The organism is Nocardia sp. CDC160, assembly GCF_035818795.1.
GTDB lineage: Bacteria > Actinomycetota > Actinomycetes > Mycobacteriales > Mycobacteriaceae > Nocardia.
In genome coordinates this window covers 858677-871817 of record NZ_JAYKYT010000001.1, presented here as the reverse complement: position 1 = coordinate 871817, position 13141 = coordinate 858677, and the positions used below count along the sequence as shown (strand labels likewise).

Annotated in this window: 10 protein-coding genes; 3 read left to right on the top strand and 7 right to left on the bottom strand. The window is 69.0% G+C overall.

Going from position 1 to position 13141, the window contains the following annotated elements; all coding sequences use genetic code 11:
- The first annotated feature begins 132 nt into the window (after window positions 1-132).
- Window positions 133-1533: a DNA repair protein RadA gene (gene radA / locus VMT40_RS03820; protein WP_326356564.1), complete on the top strand. Its 1401-nt coding sequence runs from the start codon at window positions 133-135 to the stop codon at window positions 1531-1533.
- 140 nt (window positions 1534-1673) lie between these two features.
- Here radA and VMT40_RS03815 read toward each other — a convergent pair whose 3' ends face one another.
- Complete coding sequence (locus tag VMT40_RS03815; RefSeq protein ID WP_326356563.1) at window positions 1674-2342, bottom strand: hypothetical protein; 669 nt, start codon at window positions 2340-2342, stop codon at window positions 1674-1676.
- Between the two features lie 187 nt (window positions 2343-2529).
- On the bottom strand, window positions 2530-3153 hold the full coding sequence (locus VMT40_RS03810; protein ID WP_326356562.1) for a carbonic anhydrase: 624 nt from the start codon (window positions 3151-3153) through the stop codon (window positions 2530-2532).
- Window positions 3154-3273: 120 nt separating this feature from the next.
- Here VMT40_RS03810 and VMT40_RS03805 point away from each other — a divergent pair, with 120 nt between their 5' ends.
- Window positions 3274-4176, top strand: coding sequence for an A/G-specific adenine glycosylase (locus VMT40_RS03805; RefSeq protein WP_326356561.1), 903 nt, complete (start codon window positions 3274-3276; stop codon window positions 4174-4176).
- A 166-nt stretch (window positions 4177-4342) separates the two neighbouring features.
- Here the strand turns inward: VMT40_RS03805 and VMT40_RS03800 are convergent, their stop codons facing one another.
- The 5 genes from VMT40_RS03800 to kstR form a co-directional block, all read right to left on the bottom strand.
- Complete coding sequence (locus VMT40_RS03800; RefSeq protein ID WP_326356560.1) at window positions 4343-5218, bottom strand: metal ABC transporter permease; 876 nt, start codon at window positions 5216-5218, stop codon at window positions 4343-4345.
- The gene (locus VMT40_RS03795) at window positions 5218-6177 is read right to left on the bottom strand and encodes a metal ABC transporter ATP-binding protein (RefSeq protein WP_326356559.1); all 960 of its coding nucleotides are present in this window, start codon (window positions 6175-6177) and stop codon (window positions 5218-5220) included. The genes VMT40_RS03800 and VMT40_RS03795 overlap by 1 nt, the downstream gene beginning before the upstream one ends.
- Before the next feature lie 35 nt (window positions 6178-6212).
- Window positions 6213-7175, bottom strand: a complete 963-nt coding sequence (locus VMT40_RS03790) for a metal ABC transporter solute-binding protein, Zn/Mn family (RefSeq protein WP_326356558.1) — start codon at window positions 7173-7175, stop codon at window positions 6213-6215.
- A gap of 209 nt (window positions 7176-7384) precedes the next feature.
- A complete protein-coding gene (gene otsB, locus VMT40_RS03785) occupies window positions 7385-9955 on the bottom strand; it encodes a trehalose-phosphatase (protein ID WP_326356557.1) in 2571 nt (856 codons plus the stop codon).
- Between the two features lie 257 nt (window positions 9956-10212).
- The gene (kstR, locus tag VMT40_RS03780) at window positions 10213-10863 is read right to left on the bottom strand and encodes a cholesterol catabolism transcriptional regulator KstR (protein ID WP_326356556.1); all 651 of its coding nucleotides are present in this window, start codon (window positions 10861-10863) and stop codon (window positions 10213-10215) included.
- 124 nt (window positions 10864-10987) lie between these two features.
- On the opposite strand from kstR, the gene VMT40_RS03775 reads away from it, so the two are divergent.
- Window positions 10988-13141, top strand: a complete 2154-nt coding sequence (locus tag VMT40_RS03775) for an acyl-CoA dehydrogenase (protein ID WP_326356555.1) — start codon at window positions 10988-10990, stop codon at window positions 13139-13141.

Genomic DNA, 13141 nt, shown 5'->3' with positions numbered 1-13141 from the left:
CTCGTAACCGATACTTCGACGGTGCCCGTCCCGGATCCTCCGGGGCGGGCACCGTCGTATTCGGGCTCGGCCGAACCGGTTCCGGGCGCGGTGTTGCCGGAGAGTGTCGGGGGTGCTGATTAGGCTGCCCGCGTGGCCAAGGTGAAATCGCTGTACCGGTGCGCGGAGTGCGCGCACGAGGTGGCGAAATGGGTTGGGCGCTGCCCGGATTGCGGCGGATGGGGGACCATCGAGGAGATCGCCGCGTCGTCGGCGGCGGTGGCGACGGGGCGGCGGGCGATGCTGCCGAGCACGGCGGCGGTGCCGATCTCGAGCGTCGACTCGAACAAGACGCACGCGCGGGGGACGGGCGTGTCCGAGCTGGACCGGGTGCTGGGCGGGGGGATCATCCCCGGGTCGGTGGTGCTGTTGTCGGGGGAGCCGGGGGTCGGCAAGTCCACGCTGTTGCTCGAGGTGGCGCACCGGTGGGCCCGGGCGAACAACGAGATCGCGCTGTACGTGACCGCGGAGGAGTCGGCGGGCCAGGTGCGCCTGCGGGCCGACCGGACGGGCGCGGTGCACGACAAGGTGTACCTGGCCGCCGAATCCGATCTGGCGACCATTCTGGGCCACGTGGAGCAGGTGAAACCCACACTGCTGGTGGTGGACTCGGTGCAGACCATGCTGGCCGCCGACGCGGACGGCGTGATCGGCGGTGTCACCCAGGTGCGTTCGGTGACCGCGGCGCTGACCTCGCTGGCCAAGGCGAGCGGGATCGCGGTGCTGCTGGTCGGGCACGTCACCAAGGACGGCGCGGTGGCCGGTCCGCGCACGCTCGAGCATCTGGTGGACGTGGTGCTGCAGTTCGAGGGCGACAAGCATTCCTCGCTGCGCATGGTGCGCGGCATCAAGAACCGCTTCGGCAGCACCGACGAGGTCGGCTGCTTCGAGATGCGGGAGGCCGGAATCCATTGCGTGGACGACCCTTCCGGGCTGTTCCTGCACCACCGGGGCGACGCGGTGCCGGGCACGGCGGTCACAGTCGCCATGGACGGCAAGCGGCCCATGCTCGGCGAGGTGCAGGGGCTCACCGTGGACACCCAGGTGCCCGCGCCGCGGCGCGCGGTGAGCGGTCTGGACTACAACCGCGTTTCCATGGTCCTGGCCGTGCTCCAGAGCCGCGGCGGCGTGTACGTGGGCAAGCAGGACGTGTACGCGGCCACCGTGGGCGGTATGCGGCTCACCGAGCCCGCCGCGGATCTGGCTGTGGCCCTTGCCATCGCGAGCGCCAGCCAGGATCAGGCGCTGCCCAGCGGGCTGGTGGTGCTGGGCGAGGTGGGCCTGGCGGGCGAGGTGCGGCAGGTGACCGGATTGAGCCGCAGGCTCGCGGAGGCGGAGCGGCTGGGCTTCACCGAGGCGCTGGTGCCGCCGGGCGTGGAACGCACGGGCCGCAGCATCACGGTGCGCGAGGTCGCCGATATCCGTGCCGCGCTTGCGGTTACCGGACTTCGTAAACGGCGGCGTGCGGACGTTCCGGTAGAAATGGCCGAATGACAGTCGAAATCGAATGATCGCGGGTGAACGGTATTCGCTCGAGAATGAATTCTGTTCGCAATTCCGGGAATTCTCGAATAACGCCGGAGGCCGGGATCCATGGATCGGATCCCGGCCTCCGGCGTGTGTGCTGGATTAACTCAGGCGATATTGAACGGCTCCGGGGCGCTGCGCACCGAACCGAGCTGGGCCACAACGGTGTACGGGCCCGACGGCACGGGGACCCGCTCACCGGCGCAGTTGGGCTGGGAGGTGGAGCCGGACCAGGTGACGGTGAAGGCGGCCTGCTGCCCGGGGGCCAGGCTGCGCATGTCGGGGGTGCCGTCCGGGTAGCAGTCGGTGCTCGACCACAGCTTGCGCTGGCCGTCCAGGGACTGCACCTGGACCAGCTGCAGCCCCGAACCCATGTCGCGTTCGCAGGCGGCGCTGGAGATATTGGTGATGACAATGCCGAACTGCGGCTGCTCACCGGTCTTGTAGGTGGGCTGCCCGACGGTGACCTTCACGGCCAGTGACTGATCCGGGCACTGGCCCTGCGCGGCGGCGGGCGCGGCGCCGCTCGAGGTCGCGGCGGAAGGCTTGGGGGTACTCGCGTCCGCCGCGGCCGAGGAGCTGCCCGCGGGCTTGTTGGTGGCCGCGGCGCTGGCGGTGGTGGACGCCTTGGCGTCCGCCTTGTGGTCGCCGCCGCCCTTGAGCAGGGCGAACGCGCCCCAGATCACCAGCGCGAGCGCGATCACCAGGGCGCCGATCGCGGCCGCGCGACGGCGCCAGTAGATTTCCGGTGGCAGTGGTCCGTTCGGTTCCAGCACGGTGACAACGGTAAGGGCACCGTCGGGATCATCCCGGGCAGGGTCTCGGCGTGTCGGACGTGAAAGCGGCTACGCGGCCTGTAAATTCCGCCGCCCGCGCCGATCCGCCCCTCTTTGCCGCTCCTCTCCTTCACTGTCCGTGCCCACTGCGTCAGCAGTGGGCACGGGAGATCCCAGAGAGCAGTCCTCAGACCACTTCGCCGATGTTGCCGATGACGCGGTGCAGCTTGATCTCGCCGTCGGAGAGGTTGTAGGTGACGCACGCGATCGCGCATTCGCCGGTGGCCACGCGCTGGGAGATGATCATCGACCGCTGCATGAGCAGGCGCGCGGTCTCCTCGACGTGGCGGGCCTCGAGCTCGTCGACCTCGGACAGGCCCTCGCGGCGTCCGATGAGAATCGACGGCGTGACGCGTTCGACCACCGAGCGGATGAATCCGCCGGGCACATTGCCGTGGTCGAGGGCGTCGATGGTGGCGCGGACCGCACCGCAGCTGTCGTGGCCGAGCACCACGATCAGCGGCACCGACAGCACCTGCACGCCGTATTCGATGGAACCCAGCACCGAGGAGTCGATGACGTGCCCGGCGGTGCGAACCACGAACATGTCGCCGAGGCCCTGGTCGAAGATGATCTCGGCGGCGACGCGAGAGTCGCCGCAACCGAACAGTACGGCGCTGGGCTGCTGGCCCGCGACGAGTTTCGCCCGGTCGACGGCACCCTGGCTAGGGTGCTGCAACGTGCCGTTGACGAAGCGCTCATTGCCTTCGCGCAGGGCTTTCCAGGCACTAATCGGGTTGTTATGCGGCATGTGTCCCATTTTCCATAGCCCCTCGGTTACCGGCGAGTCGCTAGCGTTACGGTCCGGCAAAGACGGTCCGACCGCACTATCGCACGCGCGGTGAGCCGCCGGATTCGGCGGGTGCGCGCTATGGATACCATCGGGAGCGGCCGGGAGGAGGCAGTTTTGGACAGCGACGCGCTCATCGAGTGGTACGGCGCGACCGCGCGGGATCTGCCGTGGCGGCGGTCCGGTGTCACCGCGTGGCAGATCCTCATGAGCGAGATCATGCTGCAGCAGACGCCGGTGGTGCGGGTGGAACCCATCTGGCGGGAGTGGGTGGCCCGGTGGCCGGTGCCCTCGGCCATGGCCGCCGCCTCGCAGGGTGAGGTGCTGCGCGCGTGGGGCAAGCTCGGCTATCCGCGCCGCGCGCTGCGGCTGCACGAGTGCGCGCGGGTGCTGGCGCAGGAGCACGGTGACGAGGTGCCGACCGATGTGGACGTGCTGCTGAGCCTGCCGGGCATCGGCGCGTACACCGCCCGGGCCGTGGCCTGTTTCGCCTACGGGCAGCGAGTTCCGGTGGTGGACACCAATGTTCGGCGCGTGGTGGCGCGTGCGGTGCACGGCCGGGCCGACGCGGGCAATCCGGCCGCGCGCGATCTCGCCGAGACCGAGGCGCTGCTGCCCGTCTCGGTCGAGCGGGCGGCGGTCATGTCGGCCGCCCTGATGGAGCTGGGCGCGCTGATCTGCACCGCCCGCACCCCGGAGTGCGAGCGGTGCCCACTTCCCAAGTGCGCGTGGGTATCCGCCGGTCGTCCGGTCGCCGAGACCGTGCGTCGGGTGCAGAAGTACGAGGGCACCGATCGCCAGGCGCGCGGCCGCCTGCTGGATGTGCTGCGCGACGCGTCGGGTCCGGTCGAGCGGGTTCGCCTGGACCTGGCCTGGACTCGCGATCCGGGGCAGCGGGACCGGGCGCTGGATTCGCTGCTGGTGGACGGTCTGATCGAGCAGACCGCCGATGGCCTGTTCGCACTCGCGGGTGAGGGTGGCTGAGCCCCGAACATCCTGCGATGACACCCGAACAACCCGTGGTGACCCGCGAACACCCTCCCGGCCGAGGGGTTGTTGGTGCCGGGAGGGTGCGCGGGGGCGATCTGCCCGCCCCTCATGCGGTAGATCGCGGATTCGACGCGGATTCGTTTCGCCAGCGCGCGAAAAATCAGGCGGCGACGAGAATCCGGCGGTGATTGCGGGTGCGGCGGCCCACGATGCGGCAGATCAGGTAGATCGTGAACGAGATGGTGGTGACGAAGGTCGAGATCGGGACGCCGGGGGCCAGCGAGAGCAGAATGCCTCCGACGGCGGCGATCTCGGCGAACACGATCGATAGCACCGCGACCCGCACCGGACTCGCGGTGAGCTGGGCGGCCGCGGCCGCCGGGGTGATGAGCAGCGACAGCACCAGCAGCGCGCCGACGATCTGCACCCCGAAGGCGGCGGTCACACCGAGCAGCACCGCGAAGACGATGGACAGCGCCCGCACCGGAACCCCGCGCGCCACCGCCACTTCCGGGTCGGAGCTGGCGAACAGCAGCGGGCGGTAGATCGCGGCCAGCACCACCAGCACCGCCGCGGTGCAGGTGGCCAGCAGGCCCAGACCGGAATTCCCGACGCTCACGACCTGGCCGGTGAGCAGCGAGAACTTGGAGCCCGCCCGCTCGGGGCCGAGCCACAGGAACAGCACCGACAGGCCGAGGCCGAAGGACAGCACCACCGCGATCACCGAATCGCGTTCGCGGGCACGCGAACCCAGCACGCCGAAGAGTACGGCCGCGATGACCGAGCCGATGATCGCGCCCGCCCCGACACCGATGCCGACCAGCAGCGCGGCGGCGGCCCCGGTCAGCGAGAGCTCGCTGGTGCCGTGCACGGCGAACGACATCTGACGGCTGATGATCAGGGGGCCGATGGCCCCGGCCAGCAGGCCGAGCAGCGCGGCGGCGAGGACGGCCTGCTGCACGAAGTCGTAGGACAGCAGGTGCGTGGTGGTCGAGACATCGAACAGCTGTGAGAACAGCTTGGACAGCTTTTCCATTACGCCCGAGCCTCCTTCGCGCTCTCGCCGTGGCCGTGCCGGTTTTCGCCGTGGCAGTGCGCGGCCCCGGATTCGCCGAGCGCGTCCATGGCGTCGCCGGTGCCGACCACGACCAGTCGCCCGCGCACCCGCAGCACGTCCACCTCGGTGCCGTACAGCTCCGACAGTGTCTCGGAGGTCATGACCTCATCGGGCGTCCCGATCCGGAATTGCCCGTCCACCAGGTACAGCACCCGATCCACCAGCGGCAGAATGGGATTGATCTCGTGCGTCACGAACAGCACGGCGGTGTTGTGGGTGCGCCGCCGCCGGTCGATGAGCTCGGACACCAGGCGCTGATTAGCCAGATCCAGCGACAGCAGCGGCTCATCGCACAGCAGCACCCGGGGATCTCCGGCGAGCGCCTGTGCCACCCGCAGCCGCTGCTGCTCGCCACCGGACAGCGCGTCCAGGGGCGCGTAGGCGAACCGCTCCGCGCCGACGGCCGAGATCGCCTCGGCCACTTTCCGTTTGCGTTCCTTGCGCCCGCGGAACCCGAGTCCCCACCGGTGCCCGTCGACTCCGAGCCCGACCAGGTCGACGCCGCGCAACTGCGATCCGCCCTCGATGGTCTTCTGTTGCGGCACATACCCGATGGCCGGATTCCCCAGCCGCGCGGGAGCTCCCGCGATCTCGGCCGTCCCCGCGCTCAACGCCACCTGTCCCAGCAGCATCCGCAGCATCGAGGTCTTCCCGGAGCCGTTGGGCCCCAGCACCGCAATGAATTCCCCGGCACCGACCTCGAGATCCAGCCCCTCCCACAGGGTCCGCTCGCCGAACGACAGCCGCGCCCCGGACAGTCGTACCGCGGGCGTTCCCGAGCGCGTCGTATCCGCCTGTGTCACAGCGATGCTCGTCGCCGATCCCGGCGCGGCGGAGGTGAGGCCGCTGTCGGTTGCCGACGCGGTGTTCGCGGTCATGGTGGTGCTCCCGGGTGCTGCGGTGGTGCGGGTGGCTATCCCAGTGCCTTGGCCAGGGCGTTGGCGTTGTCGGTCATCCAGGTGACGTAGTCCTTGCCCGCGGGGAGGGTTTCGGTGACCTCGACGACGGCGACGCCGGACTTGTCGGCGGTGGCGCGAAGGTCCTGGGTGAGCTTGTCCTCGGTCTGGGTGTTGTAGACCAGGGCCCGAACCTGCTTGGTGGACAACAGGTCCCGGACCGCGGCCACATCCGCGGGGGCCGGGTCGGTGCCCTGTTCGATGGCCTCCTGGAAGGCGTGCGGGGTCTTGTCGTCCGCCTTGGCGGCGGTGAGCAGGTAGGCGGCCAGCGGCTCGGTCTGCAGGACCGGCTGATTCGGGTGCTCGGCGGCGATCTTGGCGGTCACGGCCTCGATGGGGGCCAGCTTGGCGGCGAAGGCCGCGGCGCGGTCGGCGTAGGCCTGCTTGTGGGCCGGGTCGATCTCGCCCAGGGCGTCGGCGATGTGCTCGGCGATGTGGCCGACCTGGTGCACGTCGTACCAGACGTGCTCGTTGGTCTCGTGGGAGTGGCCCGCGGCCTCGGATTTGGCGGGTTCCGGTGCGGCCGCGGTATTCTCGTGCCCGACACCGTCGTGATCGTGGTCGCCCTCGGAGGCGATGCTCACGGCGTTCACGGTCTTGGTGTTCTTGCCCGCGATGGCCTTGTCGATGAATTCGTCGTAGTGCCCGCCGTTGTAGACGACCAGCTTGGCGTCGGTGATCTTGGCGGCGTCGGCGGGGGAGACCTCGAACGAGTGCGGGTCCACTTTCGGATCGCTGATGATCGATTCGACGTGCACGTCGGGTCCGGCCACGGCCTTGGTGATGTCACCCCAGACATTGGTGGAGGCGACGACGGTGAGCCGATCGGAATCCTTCGAGCTGCCGCAGGCGGTGAGGGTGGCGACGGTGGCCAGTCCGGCGGCGAACACGGCAAAACCTCGGGCAAAGCTGTTGGTCACGCGGGGTACTCCTGGCACTGCGGCTTACTGGAAAACGAAAACGATTGCCATTTGAATGTAGCGCAAACGACCGCTAGGTCCCTAACCAGTGCGAAGAGATGTGGCCCGCGACACGAAAGGCCCGGGGAGCGAGGGGCTTCCCGGGCCTTTCGAAACGATGAATCCCTAGGTCAGTGCCACTAATCCCCTAGGTCAGTGTCATTAATCCCCTAGGTCAGTGCCGCGACCGGCTGGCTGAGCAACTGCGCGCAGCGCAGCAGACCGAGGTGGCTGTAGGCCTGCGGGTGATTGCCGAGCGAGCGTTCGGCAACCGGGTCGTACTCCTCCGAGAGCAGACCGGTCGGTCCCGCGACATCCACCAGCTGCGCGAACAACGCCTCGGCGTCCTCCCGCTTGCCGATCAACAGATACGCCTCGACCAGCCAGGCGGCGCAGAGGTGGAAGCCACCCTCCCCGCCGGGCAGACCGTCGTCGTGGTGGTACCGGTACACGGTCGACCCGCTGCGCAGCTCGGCCTCGGTCGCCACCACCGTCGCCGCGAAGCGCGGGTCCGAGGGGTCGATGAGCCCGGACAACCCGATGTGCAGCGTGGCCGCGTCCAGATCGGTGCCCTCGTAGGCGGCCGTGTAGGACTGCACCTCCTCGTTCCAGCCCTCGGTCTTGACCTCGTCGGAAATGGTGTCGCGCAGCGTCTCCCATTCCGGATCGACGGGTCGCCCGAACTGGCGGGCCAGGGTGAGCGCCCGGTCCACGGTGAGCCAGCCCATGACCTTCGAGTACACGTGGTGGCGCGGATTGCCGCGGATCTCCCAGATACCGTGGTCGGGTTCGCGCCAGCGCCGCTGCACCGCGGACACCATGGCGTGCACCAGTTCCCAGTCCATGTCCGGCAGCGCCTTGGCCGGATCGTTGATGCCCTTGCGTTCCCGCGCGTGGGCGAGCTGGGAGATGAGGTCCACGATGGGCCCGAACACGTCCAGCTGCACCTGCATGTTCGCCGCGTTGCCGACCCGCACCGGCCGCGAACCGGCGTAGCCGGGCAACTGGTCGATGACGGCCTCGGGCGGCAGGGTCTCGCCGTAGAGCGTGTACAGCGGGTGCAGCCGCTCGGGGCCGGGCAGGGTCTCGAGCACCCGGTGCACCCAGGCCAGCAGGTCCTCGGCCTCGGCGAGCGAACCCAGCGAGACCAGCGCGGACGCGGTCAGCGAGGCGTCGCGCAGCCAGCAGTAGCGGTAGTCCCAGTTGCGCACGCCGCCGATGTCCTCGGGCAGCGAGGTGGTGGCCGCGGCCAGAATGGATCCGGACGGCGCGTGCACCAGGCCGCGCAGGGTGAGCGCGGAGCGCTTCATGAGATCCGGCTTGAGCGGCGGCAATTCGAGCGTGCCGACCCAATCCGCCCAGTAGCGTTCGGCTTCCCGGCGGCGGTCGCTCTCGGGCCGCATGGCGGGCGCGAGATCCGAGGTGCCGCAGCGCATTTCCAGCACGATCGGACCCTGTCGGGGGTCGACCACGGCGCGGGCGGTGTGGTGATTGCCCTCGTCGATGATCTCCCAGTCCACGCCCGGGGAGCGCAGCACCATCGGATCGTTGGTGCCCTCCACCTTGAGTCCGCCGGTGGCGTGCACCAGCCGCACCGGCACCTGCCCGAATTCGGGGCGGGGCGCGAAGGTGATGACGGCCTTGGCGTCACCGGTGATGACGCGGGTCAGGTCGGTGCGCTCGGGCACCACGTCGTGCGGCAGGTAGTCCACCACCTGCAAACTCGACCAACGGGTTTCGACGGTCATGGTGCCGTCGACGTACCGCTGCGACAGCGGCAGGCCGTGGCGCTCGGGCTGAATGGTGAAGTGCCCCGCGCCCGGTCCGCCCAGCAGGTGGGCGAAGATGGCGGCGGAGTCGGGTTCGGGATGGCACAGCCAGGTGATGGTGCCGTCCGGTGTGACAAGGGCTTTGGAGCGCGGGCTGGCCAGCATGGTCAGCCGTTCGATTCGAGGGGCGCTGGCACCTGCCAACCATGTGCGGCGCTCCTCGAGTAGGAACGCCAGCGCCTTCGACACCTCCTCGGTGCTGGCGACTCGATACTTCGCGAGACTCTCGCCGTCACCGACCTTGATTCCGACATCCGGCCCGGAGAGGCGCTTGAACGCCTTCTCATCGGTCACGTCGTCGCCGATGAACAGGGCAGCGGACGCGCCCTGCTGATGGCGGACGATATCGAGCGCCGCGCCCTTGTCGGTCTCCACGACCGCGAGCTCGATGACCTCCTTGCCCTCGGTGGTCTGCACGCCGACCCAACTGGCCGGGCCCTGTCGCACCTGAACCAGTGCGCGACGGCCGATTTCGGGGCTGGCATTGCGGACGTGGAGGGCCACGCTGGCCGGTTTGATTTCGACGGTGGCGCCCGGATTGTCCTGAGCGATCTGGGTCAGGGTCGTGGTGACCTCCGCCAGTAGCTGTTTGGCGTCGTTGTCGATGGCGTGCACGAAGCCGACATCGAATTCCGAACCGTGGCTACCGATCAGCTGTACCTCGACGGGAAGCCGGGACAGGGCCGCGAGGTCGCGCAGCGCGCGACCGGAGATGACGGCGGCCGTGGTGCCGGTGAGTCCGGCGAGCGCGCGCAGGGCACTCACGGACTCTCGGTGGGGATAGGCCTTGGTCGGGTCGGAGACGATGGGCGCGATAGTCCCGTCGTAGTCCGAAGCGACCAGCAACCGTGGCACGCGGGCGATGGCCGACAGGGCACGGCGAAGTTCCAGTGACAAATCCTGTGCGCTCACGCATCCAACCTAATGATCGGAGGAGATTTTTCAGGGCGCGAGTGATGCTACTGGGTCTTGATTGCCCACTCGTGTGTGCGGTGATACATAGCGTTTACAAGACACTTCCGCGTCGTTCACCGGTTCTGTGAGACACGCGCGGTTTGCTAGTGCGTTACCCCGCTTGACCAGCGTGGTTTCAGCAAACAGCAGAGGGGCCGCCCGGTTCTCCGGACCGGGCGGCCCCTCGACACGACGAACGCAAGGATGCGTTCGCGCTACTCCTTGTCTCCGCCGCCGATGAGCAGATCGACGGTGAGTTCCAATCGTTCGGTCACATCGGTGGCCGAGGCGCGGCGGGTCAGCCAGGCGACCAGGTTGGACAGCCAGACGTCGGAAATGACTCGGGCGATGGCCAACTGGCGGTCGGTGGGGGTCTCGTCGGACAGGGCCCGGGCGAAGAAGCGGTCCATCACCTTGCCGACGCGATCGACCTCGGCGGCCGCGGAGGCGTCGGCGAACATGAAGGCGCGAGTCATGGCCTCGGTGAGCAGGGGGTCGCGCTGCATGGCCCGGGTGACCTGGGTGAGCAGCAGGTGCATGCGCTCCTGCGGGGTCGCGCCCGCGAGCGGCTTGCGGCGCCCCTCGAACTGCTCGAATTCCCGGGCCAGGGCGGACACCAGCAGGTGCACCTTGGACGGGAAGTACCGGTAGAGCGTGCCGACGGCGACATCCGCGCGCTCGGCCACGGCGCGCATCTGCACCGCGTCGTATCCGCCCTTGGAGGCCAGCGCGAGGGTGGCGTCGAGGATGCGCTTGCGTCGGTCGCGCTGCGCCGCCGAGCTCAGATCCTCCTCGCTGAGGGTGGTGACGGGCGCGGGCGCGGTGCGTCCACCGTCGGCGGCCTGCGATCGGGAGGGACTGGCCATCGGTTGAAAGTCCTTTCCTACACACGAGTTCGTACCGCGACCGGACGGCGCTTGACTTCAGCCCGGCTCGAACATTAGAACATGTTCTAGGAGCTGAAGTCACGCCGGAAAGGCGGTATGGAGTGTGACCATAGCCACCACTGACGAGCATAAAGCCGTTCAGGAGTCGATGCGTGGATGGGCTGCCGCGGTGCGCCCAATTGCAACACTGCGTTCGGGCACACCGGAATTCTGGCGCGAATACTGGCCGCGCCTGGCCGAACTCGGGATATTCCGGGTCGCGGTGCCGGAAGAGGCCGGGGGCGCGGGTGGGACCGTCGGGGATCTGGCCGTTCTGGTGGAGCAGGCGGCGCATGACCTGGTCGGCGGACCGGTGCTCTCGACGGCTCTGGCGGGTCTGGTCACCGGCGAGGCGCTCGACGAGATTACGCCATGCGGCGTCGCGCTCGGGGGTGAAATCGCGATATCCGTGGGCGAATCCGGGGCCACGGTGTCCGGCGAATGGGACTCGGTTCCCGGTGCCGCGCCGGGCACGGCGGTGCTGGTCCCGGTGCGTGACGGCGACCGTCACCTCTGGGCCTTGATCGAGGCCGACGCCGCCGGGCTGCGGGTGGAGCCGCTGGCCGCGCTCGACCAGAGCGTGCCGCTGGCCAAGGTCATGTGCGCCGATGTGGCCGTGGCCGCGGATCGTCTTTTCGAGCCGGACTTTTCGGTGCTCGACGTGGCGGCCACGCTGGTGGCCGCGGAGGCCGCCGGTATCGCGGGCTGGTGCCTCGAGACCGCCACCGAATATGCCAAGGTGCGTGAACAATTCGGCCGCAAGATCGGTGAATTCCAAGCGATCAAACATCTTTGCGCGTGGATGCTGTGCCGGGCCGAGCAGATTCGCGCGGTGGCCGCCGATGCCGCGGCGGCCGTCGATTCCGGGAGCGCGGAACTGCGCTTGGCCGCGGCCGTCGCCCTGGCCGTGGCGCTGGACGCGGCGGTCGAGAATGCCAAGGACTGCATTCAGGTTCTCGGCGGCATCGGGTTCACCTGGGAGCACGACGCGCACCTGTACCTGCGCCGGGCCACCGCCCTGCGGCAGCTGCTGGGCGGTTCGGCGCGCTGGCGTGCCCGGGTCGCGGAGCTGACGCTGGCGGGCGAGCGCCGCACGGTCAGCATCGATCTGGGTGACGACGAGGCCGGATCGGCCTGGGAGGCAGCCGGTTTGGATGCCGCCGAGGCGGCGGTGCTGGCGGCCGACCTGGCCAAGATCGCGGCGCTGCCGCAGCCCGAGCAGCGCGTGGCGCTGGCCGAGGCGGGACTGCTGGCCTCGCACTGGCCCGCACCCTACGGCCGCGGGGCCGGTCCGATCCTGCGCACCCAGATCGAGGATCAGATTCGCCAGGCCGGTATCGAGTTGCCGGACATCGTGATTGCCAACTGGGCCATCCCGACGCTGCTGCAGTGGGGCACAGCCGAGCAGATCGAGCGCTTCGCCATGCCGACGCTGACCGGCGAGGTCATCTGGTGTCAGCTGTTCTCCGAGCCGGGCGCGGGTTCCGACCTGGCCTCGCTGCGCACGGTGGCCGAGCGGGTCGAGGGCGGCTGGAGGCTGCGCGGCCAGAAGGTGTGGACCTCGCTGGCGGATCGGGCGACGTGGGGTATCTGCCTGGCGCGCACCGACCCGGCCGCGCCGAAGCACAAGGGCATCAGCTACTTCCTGGTCGATATGAAGAGCCCCGGGCTGGACATCCGCCCGCTGGTGGAGATCACCGGTGAGGCGCGCTTCAACGAGGTGTTCCTCGATGACGTGTTCGTTCCGGACGAATGCTTGGTCGGTGAGTTGGGCAACGGTTGGAAGATCGCGCGCTCGACCCTGTCGGCCGAACGAGTCGCCATGGGCGGCAAGGGAATCGGCGAGGAGCTGGAGGCCATGATCGCCGCCGCCCCGACCTCGGGGCCGGGTGCGGAAGTGGTGGCGGACCGCTTGGGCGCACTCATTTCAGAATCTGTTGCTGGAACCTTGCTGGAAGCTCGTGCGGCACAGAAGCTGCTGACCGGTGGCGACCCCGCCGCGCAAAGTAGCGTTCGCAAGCTGGTCGGTGTCCGGCACCGGCAGGCGGTGGCCGAATTTGCCGTCGAATTGTCCGGTGCGGCGGGTGCTCTGGAAACCGATGTGGTGAAAGAATTCCTGCTCACACGCTGTTTGTCGATTGCTGGCGGGACCGAGCAGATTCTGTTGACCGTCGCCGGTGAACGGATCCTCGGGTTGCCACGCGAGTCGCACGGCTAA